The sequence below is a fragment of the Aeromonas sp. INTO2 genome, from assembly GCF_049860605.1.
Lineage (GTDB): Bacteria > Pseudomonadota > Gammaproteobacteria > Enterobacterales > Aeromonadaceae > Aeromonas > Aeromonas caviae.
Map to the genome: position 1 here is coordinate 4,283,106 of NZ_CP187588.1, position 14,395 is coordinate 4,297,500.

Consider the following 14,395-nt stretch of genomic DNA (forward strand, 5'->3'; position numbering starts at 1 on the left):
TCAAACTGAAAAAATGAAATGACTGAGTCAGCCGAGAAGAATTTCCCCGCTTATTCGCACCTTCCCTATCAGAGCAGCATTCAATTATTGAAGCCGCTCTATATCGATACCGCCGGTTTTGCCTTTGCCCTCAATCCCAAGGAGCGGCGACTCAAGAGGATCATGGATATCGCGCTGGGGGAGATCCTCGAGGGCAAGCGGGCGGAAGTGGCCAAGCGCTGGAATGGGGGGGGCCTCTCCATCGGTGCCAGCAGAATCGACCTGAGCCGCGAACAATGGGAATGGCTGAGCAAACGGGAGAAGATCCGGATTGCGGTGAACAGCGGCATCCCGCCCCTCAGTTTCTATGACGTCACCGGTACCATGCACGGCGTGGTCGCCGATCTGCTGCAGGTCATGCGAGCCAAGCTGGGGGTGGAGCTCGAGGTGGTGCCTGCCAAGACGCCGGAGCAGATGACCCAGTTGCTGGATAGCGGCCAGGTGGATGCGGGGGTGTTGAGCCCTTCTGCCGAGCGCAGGAACCGCTATCTGTTCAGCCGGGCCTTTGTCCTCGATCCCCTCTCCTATGTGGTGGGGTTGCGCCACCGGGAGGTCCCCCCTGCATCGCTGCTCAAGATCGGCACCGTGGCCATGGTCAGAGGCTTTATCTCGACCCAGGCCATCGAGGCGGAATACGGCAAGCTGACGTCGCGGCAGTTCGATACGATTGAAGATGCCATGCGCTGTGTGGCGATGGATGTGTGCGATGTGACCATACTGCCGCTGCGGGTGGCCAAGTACTACGTGAACAGCAAATTCCCCGACAGCCTGATCATTACGGGGGAGCTGTTCGATTCCATCCCCATCGGTGCCGCGTTGGCGGTCACCCCCGCGCATCCCGTACTGCGGGACATTCTGGACAAGGTGATTGCCATCATTCCGCCGGATGAGCTGGAAGGGCTCTCCAACCGCTGGCGGGTCAATGTCAAACAGGAGAGTGTCTCCTGGCAGGAGTTGATTCAGGAGTTCGGGGTCTTTATCGCGTTGATCCTGCTGTTGACCCTCTGGGTTGGCCTGTGGGGCCTGTCCCTGCGCAAGCAGATCCGCGAGCGGCGGCTGGTGGAGGGGGCGCTGAGCACCCAGCTCAAGTTCATCGCCGATCTGGTGGACGGGACACCTCACCCCATCTATGCGCGGGATCTGAACGGGATCCTGGTGCTGTGCAACAGCAGCTATGCCAGCTTCCTTGGCGAGCCCAAGGTCGGTCTGCTCGGCACGGGCCTGGACGACGCACGCACGCGCTGGCCTTTTCTTGCTCCCCTGCACGGGGATCTGATGCTTTCCTGTGACAGCCGCCGCGCCCAGGAGGGGGATCACCGTCTGGTCCTGCCGACGGGCGGGGTCGACGTCTATCACTGGGTTCAGCCTTACTACGATCTGGACGGCAATGTGCAGGGGGGGTGGGGGGCTGGATCGACGTCAGCGAACGGGTACGCCTGCTCGATGAGCTGGCGGTGGCCAGCCAGGAGGCCCAGGAGGCAAACCGTGCCAAGAGCACCTTCCTCGCGACCATGAGCCACGAGATCCGTACCCCCATGAATGCCATCATCGGCTTGCTGGAACTGGCGCTCAAGCGGGGTCGGCTGCATGAGGAGGATCAGGCCTCCCTCGCCCTTGTCCATGGCTCTGCCAGCGATCTGCTGAGCTTCATCGGCGACATCCTGGATATTTCCAAGATCGAGTCTGGCCGGTTTGAACTGGCCCCCGAGCCCCATGACATCGTGACCCTGACAGCGTCGGTCATCACCGTATTCACTGCGCTGGCGAGGCAGAAAAACCTGCGGCTGGAGCTCGTCACGGGCGATCCGTCCTGGGTGCAGATCGATGGTCTTTGTTACAAGCAGGTCGTCTCCAACCTGATCAGCAACGCCATCAAGTACACCGATTGCGGATCGGTCACGGTGACGCTGGCCTCCCGGGTCAGCGATGGCTGGTGTACCGTGCAGCTCACCATTCTGGATACCGGTATCGGCATCGATCAGGCCGAGCAGGCCAGGCTGTTCGAGCCCTTCAGCCAGGCCAGCCAACCCGAGAAAATCCAGCAGTCGGGTACAGGCCTGGGTCTGATGATCTCCCGCTCCCTGTGCGAGACGATGGGCGGCTCCTTGAAACTGGAGAGTACGCCCGGGCAGGGAACCCGGGTCAGTGTCGAGATGAAGCTGCCGGTGGCCGATGCCGTGGCGATGCCCGCTGCGCCTGCACAGGAGCCGGTGGTTGAGCCGGGGCGGCGACTGAAGATCATGGTCGTGGATGATCATCCAGCCAACCGGTTGCTGGTCAGCCAGCAGCTGGCCTATCTGGGTCATGACGCCACGGCCGTCGAGTCGGGAGAAGAGGCGCTGCGGCGGCTGATCGAAGCCAGGTTTGATGTTGTCATGACCGACTTCAACATGCCCGGTATGAACGGATTCGAGCTGGCTCGTCAGTGCCGGGAGCTGGAGCGGCTGCACGGCTGGCGACGCACCGTGATCCTCGGGCTGACGGCCGATGCGCGGCAGGAGCAGATCAATGAAGGGCAGGCGGCAGGGATGGATGACTGTCTGTTCAAGCCCGTCGGACTGGAGGCGCTCGATCACTGCCTGCGTCGGCACATGCAGCGGGAAGAGTAGAGTGACATGGTCGTCTGCATGGAGGAGATCCGGCGGTATCTGGGGCCGCTGACCGCACATCAGTCGACCCTGATGGTGCCTCTGCTGGCCGAGTTTGTGCGGGCCAGTGACGACGATATCGCGAGATTGCAACGGGCCGCGGAGGAGGGGCATGTCGGCCAGTTCATCGACCGTATACATCGCCTGAAAGGGGGCGCCAGGATCATGGGCACTCTGAAACTGGTGGCGACCTGCAGCGAAATAGAATCCTGGGAACTCGATCAGGCGAGGCTGCCCGAGGCGTTGGCCCGTTTGCAGCAAGAGTACGAGGTCGTTCGGCTGGCGGCGACCCAACTGCAGGTGATGGAAGGGGAGGAATGAAGGCATGGGAACATGCCTTCGGCTCCTGTGGTCAGCCCAGCCAGTACACCATCAACTCATAGGCGGCGTCGCCCACCTGGCCCGGTCTGGCTGACGGGGCTTGATAGCTGAGGTAATAGCGGGTCGCCTGTGCCAAGGGGAGGGCGCGGCTTGCTTCGAGGGGTTGTCCGTTGAGCGCCAGCGTGATCCGGAGATCATCCTGCTGTGGCAGGGAGCCGTAGAGTGCGCGGGCTTGCAAACGATAGGTGGTGTTGAAATCCGGGTGGCTCAGGTCTGCTGCCAGGATCTGGACGGGAGCCTGTGCCGGATCCGAATTGATGGCCTGGAGGCCTGGGTGGGTAAGCGCTACTTCCATGTTGGTCTCTTTGCTGGCGGTGGCCTGCCAGTTCAGCTGGCTCACCTGCGTATTGGCGTGAACGGCGGCACTGCTGCAACCGATCATCACTGCCAGCACCATGCTTTTTTGAAACATAGTTATCTCCTTTGTCGGACTGGGCCCTCCTTGGCGAGGGCCTCCTCTTATCGGCGCTTTCCCCGAAAGCTGAACCGCTCTCCCCGGATTCGCCCATGAGTCGGCGGCAGATAAGGGGTATGATCCGCCCCTGGCGCCATGCCATTGACGGAGGAGAGCCATGCTCGAAAATCAGATGATGTTGTTGGCGGTGTTTGAGCGGGCGGCGCTGATGCTGATGACGCTCTTTCTTCTCACCCGCACCCGGCCGTTTCAGCGATTGTTCCAGAAGCGTGACCACACCCCGGCCGAGCTGGTGCTGGTGGCCAGCATCTTCAGCCTGTTCGCGGTGTTCAGCACCTACACCGGCATTCCGGTGGAGGGGGCCCTCATCAACGTGCGGATCATCGCCATCATCTCGGGCGGCATCCTGTTCGGCCCCTGGGTCGGCATTCCGGCCGGGGTCATCTCGGGGCTGCACCGCTACCTCATCGACATGGATGGCCACACCTCCATTCCCTGTCTCATCGCCAGCATCATCGCCGGCCTGCTTGCCACCTGGCTGCACCTGCGCTGTCGCAAGTCGCGGCTCTGGCTCTATGGCATCCTGGCGGGGATGGCCTGCGAGGGGCTGACCATGCTGCTTATCTGGCAACTGACCGAGCCCCATGCGGTAGGTGTGGAGATTGTCAGTCATATTGCCTATCCCATGATCGCCGGGGCGCTCTGTATCGGGCTCATCATCAAGCTGGTGCAGGACCTGGACGACGAGAAGGAGTTGATTGCCGCCAAGCAGGCCAAGCTGGCGCTCGACATCGCCAACAAGACGTTGCCGTTTTTCCAGAACATCGATCGCCACTCCCTGAGCCAGGTGTGCGGCATCATTCGCAGCGAGATCAGCGCCGATGCGGTGGCCATCACCGATACCCGCGACGTGCTGGCCTATGTGGGGGTGGGCAAGGATTACTACGAGCTGGACGAACACCACGCCATCAGCGACATGACCCACAGGGCGGTGCTGCTCGACCAGATCATCATCAACAACGATCTGCGCCAGTATCACCTCTCCGATTTTCACTCGGTCATCATTATTCCGCTGCGGGAAAACGGCGCCGTCAGCGGCACTCTCAAGATCTATTATCGCCGCACCCACAGCATCACCAGCTCCCTCAAGGAGATGGCGGTGGGTCTCTCCCAGCTCATCTCCACCCAGATGGAGGTGTCGCGCATCGAGCAGCTCAAGGAGATGACCCGCAAGGCGGAGTTCACCGCGCTGCAGAGCAAGATCAACCCCCACTTCCTGTTCAACGCCCTCAATGCCATCTCGTCGCTGATCCGCATCCGTCCCCAGCAGGCACGCCAGCTCATTGCCAATCTGGCGGATTACCTGCGCTACAACCTCAACAAGGGGGACACCCTCATCGACATCCAGGAGGAGCTGCAGCAGGTGCGCGACTACGTGGCCATCGAGCAGGCCCGCTTCGGCGACAAGCTGGAGGTGGTGTTCGAGGTGGACGACGTGCATATCCAGGTGCCGAGCCTGCTGTTGCAGCCGTTGGTGGAAAACGCCATCCTGCACGGCATCCAGCCCCGCAGTGCGCCGGGTCGGGTCACCATCGAGGTGAAGCAGCTGGCGGGCGGCATCCGGGTCGCGGTGCGCGACACAGGCTACGGCATCAGCCAGGCGGTGATCGACGGGGTCGCCGCCGGTCGGGTGGAGAGCCGCAGCATCGGTCTGATGAACGTGCATCAGCGGGTAAAGCTGCTCTATGGCGACGGCCTGCACCTCAAGCGGCTGGAGCCGGGGACCGAAGTCTGTTTCTATCTGCCTGATCAGGAGGCAATGCCATGCTGAAAGCCATCATAGTGGAAGACGAATGTTTGATACGGGAGGAGCTGGCCTCTCCTGTGCTCCTTATGGGGGCAATGTCATGCTGAAAGCGATCATTGTGGAAGATGAGTATCTGGCCCGCGAGGAGCTGGCCTTTCTGGTGGGGCAGCACAGTAACATCGAGATAGTGGCGAGCTTCGAAGACGGGCTGGAGGCGTTCAAGTATCTGCAGGATCACGAAGTAGACGTGGTGTTTCTGGATATCCAGATCCCCGCCATCGACGGCCTGCTGCTGGCCAAGAACCTGCACAAGTCCAGCCATCCGCCCCACATCGTCTTCGTCACCGCCTACAAGGAGTTTGCGGTGGAGGCGTTCGAGCTGGAGGCATTCGACTACATCCTCAAGCCCTACAACGAGCCGCGCCTCATCAATCTGCTGCAAAAGCTCGAACTGGCGGGCAAGTCCCAGCCCCAGGGTGCGGAGCCCGGGACGCCACAGAACCGCACCGTCAATCTGGTGAAGGGGGAGCGCATCATCGTCACCCCCTGCGAGCAGATCTACTACGCGGAAGCGGACGAGAAGCTGACCCATGTTTACACCCGTACCGATCGCTACGTGATGACCATGACCCTCAGCGAGTTCGTCAGTCGGTTGCCTGCCGAGGGGTTCTTTCGTTGCCACCGCTCCTACTGCGTCAACATCAACAAGATCCGCGAGATAGTGCCCTGGTTCAACAGCACCTATCTCATCCGGCTCCATGACCTGCCGTTCGAGGTGCCGGTCAGCCGCAGCAACATCAAGGCGTTCCGTCAGCTGATGCGGCTCTGATTGTCATTCATTCCCGCCGATCTGCATTTCATGCCGTAATCGGTCGGTGGGAGCGGCGTCTTGTCTATAGTGGCCCCAGTTTCCTTAAGGCCATTCCTCGAGACGCATCATGACCAGAGAGCTGAATCGCACCCGTTACCTCACCCTGTTGGGGACCATCATCACCCAGTTCGCGCTGGGATCCGTTTACACCTGGAGCCTGTTCAACGCCCAGCTCTCTGACAAGCTGGACGAGCCGGTGAGCCAGGTCGCCTTCGCCTTCGGCCTGCTCAGCCTCTCCCTGGCGGTGGCCTCCTCCCTGGCAGGCAAGCTGCAGGAGCGGTTCGGGGTGCGCAACGTCACCCTGGGCGCCGGCGTGCTGCTCGGCATCGGCTTCTTCCTCACCGCTCATGCCAGCAACCTGGCGATGCTCTACCTCTGTGCCGGCATTCTGGTCGGTTTTGCAGACGGTACTGGCTACCTGATGACCCTCTCCAACTGTGTGAAGTGGTTCCCGGAGCGCAAGGGGCTCATCTCCGCCTGCTCTATCGGTGCTTATGGCCTCGGCAGCCTCGGCTTCAAGTACATCAACCTGCTGCTGCTCTCCAGCAACGGCCTTGAGACCACCTTCCAACTGTGGGGGCTGATCGCCATGTCCATGGTGCTGGTGGGTGGCATGCTGATGAAGGATGCGCCCAAGCAGGCCGCCGCCGTGCAGCAGAGCGAGAGCCGCGACTTCACCCTGGCCGAGGCGATGCGCAAGCCCCAATACTGGATGCTGGCGCTGATGTTCCTCACCGCCTGCATGAGCGGTCTCTACGTCATCGGCGTGGCCAAGGACATCGGCGAGAAGATGGTGGGCCTGCCGGCCGTGGTCGCCGCCAACGCCGTCGCCATCATCGCCATGGCCAACCTGGGTGGCCGGCTGGTGCTGGGCATCCTCTCCGACAAGATGTCCCGTATCCGGGTCATCACCATCGCCCAGTTGATTACCCTGGCGGGCATGGCGCTGCTGCTGTTCGTGCCGCTCAATGCCAACCTCTTCTTCGTGGCGGTGGCCTGTGTGGCGTTCAGCTTCGGCGGCACCATCACCGTCTACCCCTCGCTGGTGAGCGACTTCTTCGGCCTCAACAACCTGACCAAGAACTACGGCGTCATCTACCTGGGCTTTGGTCTGGGCAGCATCATCGGCTCCATCGTGGCCTCCCTGTTCGGCGGCTTCATGGCGACCTTCAACCTGATCCTGGTGTTGCTGGTGGTGGCCCTGGTGCTCTCCCTCACCATCCGCCTGCCTGCTCCCGTTGCGGCTGTCGACAGGGCCTGACCCCTCTCGCTTCTCAAGTCATAAAAAAAGACCCGGGCCTTGGCCCGGGTCTTTGCATGTCAAGGGGTGGACTCAGCGTGGTGGCAGACCCAGCAGGGCGCGCAGCTGGTGCGCGGTGGCCTCGACCGCCGGCCAGTCGCGGCCAGTGACGGTGACGTGGCCCATCTTGCGGCCAGGGCGGGCCTCACCCTTGCCATAGAGGTGAAGGTGCACCCCGGGCAGGGCCAGGGCGCCGGCCCAGTCCGGCGTGCCGTCTTGCCACAGATCCCCGAGCAGGTTGAGCAGGATGGCGGGCTGAACCTCAGCCTGTGCCGGCAACGGCAGATCGCACAGGGCGCGCACCTGCAACTCGAACTGGCTGCAACCGGCGTTGTCGATGCTGGGGTGACCCGAATTGTGGGGCCGGGGGGCCATCTCGTTGACCAGTAGCTCACCGCCGACCAGGAAGAACTCCACCGTCAGCACGCCCACATAGTCGAGGGCGGCGATGATGTGCTCGGCGATGCGCTGGGCCTCGCGCTCCAGGGCGGGCACATTGGCCGGGGAACGGGTCTGATCCAGGATGCCGCCGCTGTGCCAGTTCTGCACCAGGGGCAGTGCACTGATGGCACCGCTCGGACTGCGGGCCAGGGTGAGGGCAAACTCCCCCTCCAGTGGCAGGCGTTTTTCCAGCACGCAAGGGACACCGCTGGCGGCCAGGGCCGCTGGCAATTCGCCCGCATTGTGGATAGTCCACTGCCCCTTGCCATCGTAGCCCTCGCGGGCGGTCTTGAGGATGGCGGGGAAGAGGTCGCCGGGCAGGGCGGGCAGCGGCTCGCCCGGCAGCAGGGTCAGGTTCGGGGCAACCGGTACACCGGCGCGGGTCAGGAAGGCTTTCTCTTCCCGGCGATCCTGACAGACACGTACTGCGCTCGCGGCCGGGCGCACCGGCTTGTACTGCTCCAGCAGGGCCAGGGAGGCGGCGGGCACGTTTTCGAACTCGCAGGTGATGGCGTCGCAGCGGCTGGCCAGATCGCGCAGGGCATCGGCATCGTCATAGGCGGCAACGATCTGCTCGTCGGCGGCTGCACCGGCGATGCTGATGGGGTCCGGGTCCAGCACGATCACCTTGTAGCCGAGACGGTGGGCAGACATCACGAAGTAGCGGCCGAGCTGGCCGCCACCGAGCATACCCAAAGTGGCGGGGGGCAGTATCATGCCGGCTCCTCCAGGGTGAGCGCCAGCACCCGGTCGCGCTCCTTGGCGCGGAAGCCGTCGAGCTGCTGGTGATAACGGGGAGCGTCGCCATCCTGGGCGACAGAGAGCAGGGACACGGCGAACAGACCGGCATTGGCGGCACCCGCCTCGCCGATGGCGAAGGTGGCGACCGGCACGCCCTTGGGCATCTGCACGATGGATAGCAGGGAATCCATCCCCTTGAGCTGGCGGGTGGGGATGGGCACGCCCAGCACCGGGATCGTGGTCTTGGCGGCCAGCATGCCCGGCAGGTGGGCTGCGCCGCCGGCGCCGGCGATGATGGCGCGCAGACCGCGATCGCGCGCACTGGCGGCATATTCAAACAGGAGATCCGGGGTGCGATGGGCGGATACGACGCGCGCTTCATAGGGCACGCCGTGCTCCTTGAGGATGCGGGCGGCGGCCTGCATCACGGGCCAGTCAGAGTCGGAGCCCATTACCAGGCCGATCATAGGGGGGGTCGTCATTACGGCTTCCTCGGATGTCAAACGTTTGCCGCATGTTACCAAAAAGCCGTGGGATCTGGCTCAACATTTCTTGTGTTTGACCCTCTCGAATGACGGTCAACGAGCCTCAAGGTATGAGAGGGGGCGAGGATCTGCGCCACTTGGCACCGGCTTTGGGTAAAAACGACATTAGAAATCCAGATGGCTATACATCCAAGGCGGCTCTGCCTATAATTCCCCCGCTTTGGCGCATCATGCTTAAAAGGGAATCCGGTGAGAATCCGGAGCTGGCGCGCAGCGGTAAGGGGGAACGAAGCGACATCAGGGCACTGCCGTCAGGTGGGAAGCCGTCGCCGTAGGCCATCAGCCCCCAAGCCCGAAGACCTGCCAAAGTTCGTATTTCGGGCCGAGAGAAACCGGCCACGAAGTAGATGCTTACGCGAACTTAAGGATCTCTCATGTCCAAGACATTATTGGCGGCTGCCCTGTTGCCAACTGCGGCCTTTGCCCAACAACTGACCATCCCCGTCAATCCCACCATGGTGGTGACCGCTACCCGTGTCGCCCAGCCTGCCTCCAGTGTGCTGGCTCCCGTCAACGTGGTGACCCGTGACGAGATCGATCGCCTGCAAGCCCAGACCGTGACCGACGTGGTCAAGACCCTGCCCGGCGTGGAAGTGGTCAGCAACGGCGGCCGCGGCCAGCTCAGCTCGCTGCGGGTACGTGGTGGCACCTCTTCCCAGACCCTGGTGCTGGTGGACGGGGTGCGCAGCGCCTCTCTGACCGCCGGGATGACCGAGCTCAACAACCTGCCCCTCAACCAGGTGGAGCGGATCGAATATATCCGCGGTGCACGCGCCACTATTTATGGGTCCGATGCCATCGGTGGGGTCATCAACATCATCACTCGCCCGGACCAGGGGACCAATCAGCACAAGTTCAACCTGGGCGCGGGCTCCCACAAGCAGCGTCAGGCTGCCTTCAGCAGCGCCAGCCAGGTGGGTGATGCGGGTCAGATCAAGGTCGCTGGTGGTTTCGATGACGAGACCGGCTACAACGTGCATCCCATCGTCGGGGTGAACGATGGCGACAAGCATGGACACCGGGGCTATAACGCCATGGTGGATTATCAGCAGGCGCTGGCCAGCAACTGGGATCTGTTCGGTACGACCCGCTGGTTCCGCAACATTGCCCAGTACGACAGATCCTCTGCCGCTTCCGCCTGGGGCCCGGCGTTTCATCAACGCAACGAGACCTGGACCGAGAACCAGAGCTACCAGCTCGGCTCCCGCTATCATGACGAGCGCTACCTGAGCGAGCTGCGCGGCGCCTTCTCCAAACAGGATGCCTACGACTACCCGGATACCAGCGGCCGCGATCAGTCCGCTGATCGACTCTATACCCGTCAATACACCCTGAACTGGGTCAACAGCGTCAAGTTGGACGAGAGCTGGACCCTGGGGGGCGGCGCCGACTGGCAGCGCGACATGCTGGACGATAGTTCCCGCTCCTCTGGCGTCGCCTTCCCGAGTGAGGCCGATGAGCGTGACAACACCGGGCTCTATGCCCTGGCCCAGTTTGACAACCAGGTCTGGCAGGCCGAGCTGAGCGGTCGCAGCGATGACAACGAGCAGTTCGGACGTCACAACACCTGGCAAACCGGCGCTGGCTGGCGCTTCGTTGAGGATTATCGCCTCAGTGCCCGTTACGGCACCGGTTTCCGTGCCCCCTCCTTCAACGATCTCTACTACCCGGGGTCCGGCAATCCGGATCTGAAGCCGGAAGAGTCGAAAAGCCACGAGTTGATGCTGGACGGACAGACCGCTGGTGTGGAGTGGCGCTTGACCGGTTATCGCAACGACTTCGAGCAGATGATCCAGTGGGCACCGGACAGCCAGGGCATGTGGACGCCGCAAAACGTCGGCAAGGCGCGGATTGAAGGGGTTGAGCTGGAAGGGGAGTTCGAGACCGGCTGGCTGAGCCATCGCGTTTCCGCCGAATACAAGGATCCCAAGGACAAGGTCACCGACAAGCAGTTGCAGCTGATCTCCCGCAAGGGGGCCAAGTGGGTGAGCCAGGCGCAGTGGCAGCAGTTCGATGGCTCCCTGAGCTGGATCTACCAGGGTGAGCGTTATGGTGACGCGGCCAATACCACCCAGCTGGGCGGTTACAGCGTGTGGAACCTGGCGGTGGGCTATCAAGTTGCACCGTCCTGGAAGGTCTCCGGCAAGATCAGCAACCTGCTGGACAAGGAGTACCAGACCTCGGTGGGTTACCCGGCTGACGAGCGTGCCTACTATGTGACGGTGGACTACGCACTCTGATCCCCTTGTCTGGATCTGAAAAATCAGGGGCCCTGCCATTGGCAGGGCCTTTTCTATTGGCGCCGGGCGGGAGTATGATCGCGGCCTCGCATTCAAGGGGGAGCTCAGGTGGCCAATATTCTCGTGTTCGACTCCGGTATGGGCGGTCTGACCGTCTATGGGGAGATCCGTCGCGCTCTGCCGGAGCACAACTATTTCTACAGTTTCGACAATGCCCACTTTCCCTATGGCGAGCTGAGTGAGGCGGCCCTCATCGAGGCTTGTACCGGACTGGTCAGCCACATGGTGGCCGAGCACGCCATCGATCTGGTGGTGATCGCCTGCAATACCGCCAGTACCATTGCCCTGCCATCCCTGCGTACCGCACTCAGCATTCCCGTGGTCGGCGTGGTTCCCGCGATCAAGCCTGCCGCCGCCCTGACCCGTAACGGCTACATCGGTCTGCTGGCAACGCCCGGCACCGTCAGCCGTGACTATACCCATGAACTCATCGCCCAGTTCGCCCCGGGCAAGCATGTGCTGCTGAAGGGGGCCACCGAACTGGTTATCGAAGCCGAGCGCAAGCTGGCGGGGTTGCCGGTCAATATGGCCCTGCTCAGAGAGGTGCTCACAGACTGGATGGAAGGGGAGGAGAGGCCGGATACCCTGGTACTGGGATGTACCCACTTCCCCTTGCTCAACGAAGAGATCAAACAGCTGATGCCGGAATGCCAACTGGTCGATTCGGGTCTTGCCGTGGCAAGGCGGGTGGCGCATCTGCTTGCGACACTGCCGGTCCAGGCACCTGGCGAGGGGACGGGGCGTGCCTACTGCACGCGACTGGATGCTGGGGCCCAGAAACTGACAGCCCCCTTGCAAGCTTGGGGGCTGTCGTCACTCGAAGAAGTGGTGTACTGAATATCAGGCGTCGACGTCGTTGACGTCCTTCTCATCCCGGTCCCGCTTGTCATTTGCTTCACGCACTTTCAGGGTGCGCTGCTGATACTCCTTGTCATTGAGCGCGGCGATGGCCTTGGCCGCATCGGCGACAGGCATCTCCACAAACCCGAAGCCCCTGCGTTTGCCGGTGGCCTTGTCCTTCATCAGACGAACTGACAGTACCTGACCTTGCTCGGCAAAGAGTTCGCGCACCGCAATCTCGTTGGCGCGATAGGGCAGGTTGCCTACATATAAGGTACAGGTCTCCTGGCTGGTCGCCTCTTCGAGGGCGGTGGCAGGCGCACGGTTAAGGAAGAGCGGTACCACGAAACCGCCAATGGCCAGACCGGCGGCAAAAATGACTTCGACTTTCAGAGAGAACTGCAGGGCCTGGGCAACCAGATAGCCGAGCAGCGCCAATACCAGAGCAAGAACTGCTGCCTGCACATAAACGGGAAACTTGGATAAATTCATCTTTAAAGACCTTTTGTAAATGAAAGCAAAAAAGGTGCAACACTCTATTCACCTTCATGGTAACCAGCTTTACGACCAGACGCTACCATGGACCACTTGAGGCAAATTATCCGCTTCAGTATGGCATTCCTGTAATGACCCAGCCGTTCCTGCACAACTAAGCGGCTTCGGCATAGGCCTGCGCCGGTGTTTTCATCTTTAGCGCCTGGTGAGGACGCTTCTGGTTGTAAAACTGGATCCAGTCGCCAATCACCCGACTGGCATGCTGCAAGGTCTCGAACCTCTGCCGATGGGCACACTGCTCCTTGAGCGTTCTGATCACCCGCTCGACCATGCCGTTTTGTTCCGGCGTGTACGGCGTGATGAACTCCTGCTGCAACCCATAGCTCTTCACCAGTGCTGTGTAGTTGCGGCTGGTAAACACCAACCCATTGTCGCTACGTAACAAAAACGGCGATGCAACTCGTCCCAAGCTGCCGAAGCGAGCAATTAAGGCTTGCTCCAGCGCTGCCTCGGCCGTTTTCGATTTACCACTGCGCGAGAGATGCCATCCCAGTAGTTCACGGGTATGGCAATCAATCACCAGCGCCAAGGAACACCAGCCATCGCGACCAGCCCAGATCCGGCATAGGTCCGTCGCCCAGCGTTGGTTAGGCGCTGAGGCCACCGAAGGCAGGGCCTGGATCCGGGGGCGAAACCCAACCGGACGCTTGCGAACTTGCCAGCCCTTGAGCTGGAAGATGCGCTGTACCGTGTTCTTGTTGAACCCCAACAGGGCTGCAACCGTCCGGTAACCGAACGATGGGTTCTCCTCAATCATGTTTTTGATCGGGGTGACCAGATGCTCCTGAAGCTTGGGCGCGGCCTTGACGCTGCGGTAGTACCAACTACGACGCGGCAGGCCAAACCAGCGGCAGAGCTTGCTGACGGAGACATCAATACCTTCTGCGCGTAATCCCTGCTGAACATCGGCGACTATCTGTCGTCCTCGCCCAGCAGGGAGGCCAGCTTTTTTCTGGCGCGTAACTCCAGCATGGCCTCGCCATAAGCTTCCTGGAGTTCCTTGAGCTGCTTCTCGTACTGCTCGCGAATATCCAGTGGCTTGGCCCGTAAGGCGTTTTCCATGCCCCGTTTGGCGTCATCTACCCATTCTTCAATCTCGGAGGGCGGCAAATCAAAGGCTCGAGCCGCTTCGGCGACGGTGGTCTTGCCCTGAATGATTTCCATGACCAAGGCGGACTTGCGCTTGGCCGTCCAACGTTTGATTTCTTCGTCCATCGTGATGCTCATGTCTGTGATCTCCACTCATTATGACCTGAGCAGGATTTCAGTGGGTCATTACATTCCTTCAGCCAGGAAGATCCTGATAAATGCCAATAAAAGAGGGCTGAAATCATCAGCTTGTGGATAACATTGTATATATACACTGGGTAAGTTGTTTCTAACTGGATAATTTGAAGTTTCCGTGACTTTCTTCAAAAAATCCCTTGTCATCGTAACCGGCCTCCCTATAATGCGCCCCTACCAGCACGGCGGACCACGCCGAACTGATGAGCTAGCTTCCTGATGAGGTGG

Annotated in this window: 14 protein-coding genes and 1 riboswitch; of the genes, 8 read left to right on the plus strand and 6 right to left on the minus strand. The window is 61.3% G+C overall.

Annotated features, from left to right (window positions below):
• Positions 1 to 18: 18 nt before the first annotated feature.
• The 3 genes from ACPW74_RS20270 to ACPW74_RS20280 are packed head-to-tail and all read left to right on the plus strand — an operon-like array spanning position 19 to position 3,008.
• Positions 19 to 1,554: a transporter substrate-binding domain-containing protein gene (locus ACPW74_RS20270; RefSeq protein WP_279980906.1), complete on the plus strand. Its 1,536-nt coding sequence runs from the start codon at positions 19 to 21 to the stop codon at positions 1,552 to 1,554.
• Positions 1,440 to 2,648, plus strand: coding sequence for an ATP-binding protein (locus ACPW74_RS20275; protein ID WP_279980907.1), 1,209 nt, complete (start codon positions 1,440 to 1,442; stop codon positions 2,646 to 2,648). Before ACPW74_RS20270 ends, ACPW74_RS20275 begins: the two co-directional genes overlap by 115 nt.
• A gap of 6 nt (positions 2,649 to 2,654) precedes the next feature.
• A complete protein-coding gene (locus ACPW74_RS20280; RefSeq protein ID WP_223917310.1) occupies positions 2,655 to 3,008 on the plus strand; it encodes an Hpt domain-containing protein in 354 nt (117 codons plus the stop codon).
• Positions 3,009 to 3,039: 31 nt separating this feature from the next.
• On the opposite strand, the gene ACPW74_RS20285 is transcribed toward ACPW74_RS20280, so the two are convergent.
• Positions 3,040 to 3,480, minus strand: a complete 441-nt coding sequence (locus tag ACPW74_RS20285) for a hypothetical protein (RefSeq protein WP_425858455.1) — start codon at positions 3,478 to 3,480, stop codon at positions 3,040 to 3,042.
• A gap of 160 nt (positions 3,481 to 3,640) precedes the next feature.
• Here ACPW74_RS20285 and ACPW74_RS20290 point away from each other — a divergent pair, with 160 nt between their 5' ends.
• The 3 genes from ACPW74_RS20290 to ACPW74_RS20300 all read left to right on the plus strand — a co-directional run bounded on the left by ACPW74_RS20290 (position 3,641) and on the right by ACPW74_RS20300 (position 7,422).
• Complete coding sequence (locus ACPW74_RS20290; protein WP_279980910.1) at positions 3,641 to 5,314, plus strand: sensor histidine kinase; 1,674 nt, start codon at positions 3,641 to 3,643, stop codon at positions 5,312 to 5,314.
• A 76-nt stretch (positions 5,315 to 5,390) separates the two neighbouring features.
• Complete coding sequence (locus ACPW74_RS20295) at positions 5,391 to 6,119, plus strand: LytR/AlgR family response regulator transcription factor (RefSeq protein WP_010672346.1); 729 nt, start codon at positions 5,391 to 5,393, stop codon at positions 6,117 to 6,119.
• Between the two features lie 109 nt (positions 6,120 to 6,228).
• A complete protein-coding gene (locus ACPW74_RS20300; RefSeq protein WP_039040686.1) occupies positions 6,229 to 7,422 on the plus strand; it encodes an L-lactate MFS transporter in 1,194 nt (397 codons plus the stop codon).
• Between the two features lie 72 nt (positions 7,423 to 7,494).
• Here ACPW74_RS20300 and ACPW74_RS20305 read toward each other — a convergent pair whose 3' ends face one another.
• Both ACPW74_RS20305 and purE read right to left on the minus strand, forming a co-directional pair.
• Positions 7,495 to 8,619, minus strand: a complete 1,125-nt coding sequence (locus ACPW74_RS20305) for a 5-(carboxyamino)imidazole ribonucleotide synthase (protein WP_219604248.1) — start codon at positions 8,617 to 8,619, stop codon at positions 7,495 to 7,497.
• Complete coding sequence (purE, locus tag ACPW74_RS20310; protein WP_029313402.1) at positions 8,616 to 9,125, minus strand: 5-(carboxyamino)imidazole ribonucleotide mutase; 510 nt, start codon at positions 9,123 to 9,125, stop codon at positions 8,616 to 8,618. The genes ACPW74_RS20305 and purE overlap by 4 nt, the downstream gene beginning before the upstream one ends.
• Positions 9,126 to 9,332: 207 nt before the next feature.
• Positions 9,333 to 9,510: riboswitch (cobalamin riboswitch) on the plus strand.
• A 52-nt stretch (positions 9,511 to 9,562) separates the two neighbouring features.
• Here purE and ACPW74_RS20315 point away from each other — a divergent pair.
• Both ACPW74_RS20315 and murI read left to right on the plus strand, forming a co-directional pair.
• Positions 9,563 to 11,428, plus strand: a complete 1,866-nt coding sequence (locus tag ACPW74_RS20315; RefSeq protein WP_041212100.1) for a TonB-dependent receptor domain-containing protein — start codon at positions 9,563 to 9,565, stop codon at positions 11,426 to 11,428.
• Between the two features lie 108 nt (positions 11,429 to 11,536).
• On the plus strand, positions 11,537 to 12,325 hold the full coding sequence (murI, locus tag ACPW74_RS20320) for a glutamate racemase (protein ID WP_048209425.1): 789 nt from the start codon (positions 11,537 to 11,539) through the stop codon (positions 12,323 to 12,325).
• A gap of 3 nt (positions 12,326 to 12,328) precedes the next feature.
• Here the strand turns inward: murI and ACPW74_RS20325 are convergent, their stop codons facing one another.
• The 3 genes from ACPW74_RS20325 to ACPW74_RS20335 form a co-directional block, all read right to left on the minus strand.
• The gene (locus ACPW74_RS20325; protein ID WP_279980915.1) at positions 12,329 to 12,820 is read right to left on the minus strand and encodes an RNA recognition motif domain-containing protein; all 492 of its coding nucleotides are present in this window, start codon (positions 12,818 to 12,820) and stop codon (positions 12,329 to 12,331) included.
• Positions 12,821 to 12,977: 157 nt separating this feature from the next.
• Positions 12,978 to 13,799 (minus strand): IS3 family transposase, encoded by an 822-nt coding sequence (locus ACPW74_RS20330; protein WP_039026397.1) that lies wholly within the window; start codon positions 13,797 to 13,799, stop codon positions 12,978 to 12,980.
• Positions 13,796 to 14,110, minus strand: a complete 315-nt coding sequence (locus ACPW74_RS20335; protein ID WP_039026396.1) for a transposase — start codon at positions 14,108 to 14,110, stop codon at positions 13,796 to 13,798. The genes ACPW74_RS20330 and ACPW74_RS20335 overlap by 4 nt, the downstream gene beginning before the upstream one ends.
• Between the last annotated feature and the right edge of the window lie 285 nt (positions 14,111 to 14,395).

Coding starts and splice junctions, on each gene's coding strand:
- ACPW74_RS20270 (WP_279980906.1), top strand. CDS start 19: ATGACTGAGTCAGCCGAGAAGAATTTCCCCGCTTATTCGCACCTTCCC.
- ACPW74_RS20280 (WP_223917310.1), top strand. CDS start 2,655: ATGGTCGTCTGCATGGAGGAGATCCGGCGGTATCTGGGGCCGCTGACC.
- ACPW74_RS20285 (WP_425858455.1), bottom strand. CDS start 3,480: ATGTTTCAAAAAAGCATGGTGCTGGCAGTGATGATCGGTTGCAGCAGT.
- ACPW74_RS20290 (WP_279980910.1), top strand. CDS start 3,641: ATGCTCGAAAATCAGATGATGTTGTTGGCGGTGTTTGAGCGGGCGGCG.
- ACPW74_RS20295 (WP_010672346.1), top strand. CDS start 5,391: ATGCTGAAAGCGATCATTGTGGAAGATGAGTATCTGGCCCGCGAGGAG.
- ACPW74_RS20300 (WP_039040686.1), top strand. CDS start 6,229: ATGACCAGAGAGCTGAATCGCACCCGTTACCTCACCCTGTTGGGGACC.
- ACPW74_RS20305 (WP_219604248.1), bottom strand. CDS start 8,619: ATGATACTGCCCCCCGCCACTTTGGGTATGCTCGGTGGCGGCCAGCTC.
- purE (WP_029313402.1), bottom strand. CDS start 9,125: ATGACGACCCCCCCTATGATCGGCCTGGTAATGGGCTCCGACTCTGAC.
- ACPW74_RS20315 (WP_041212100.1), top strand. CDS start 9,563: ATGTCCAAGACATTATTGGCGGCTGCCCTGTTGCCAACTGCGGCCTTT.
- ACPW74_RS20325 (WP_279980915.1), bottom strand. CDS start 12,820: ATGAATTTATCCAAGTTTCCCGTTTATGTGCAGGCAGCAGTTCTTGCT.
- ACPW74_RS20335 (WP_039026396.1), bottom strand. CDS start 14,110: ATGAGCATCACGATGGACGAAGAAATCAAACGTTGGACGGCCAAGCGC.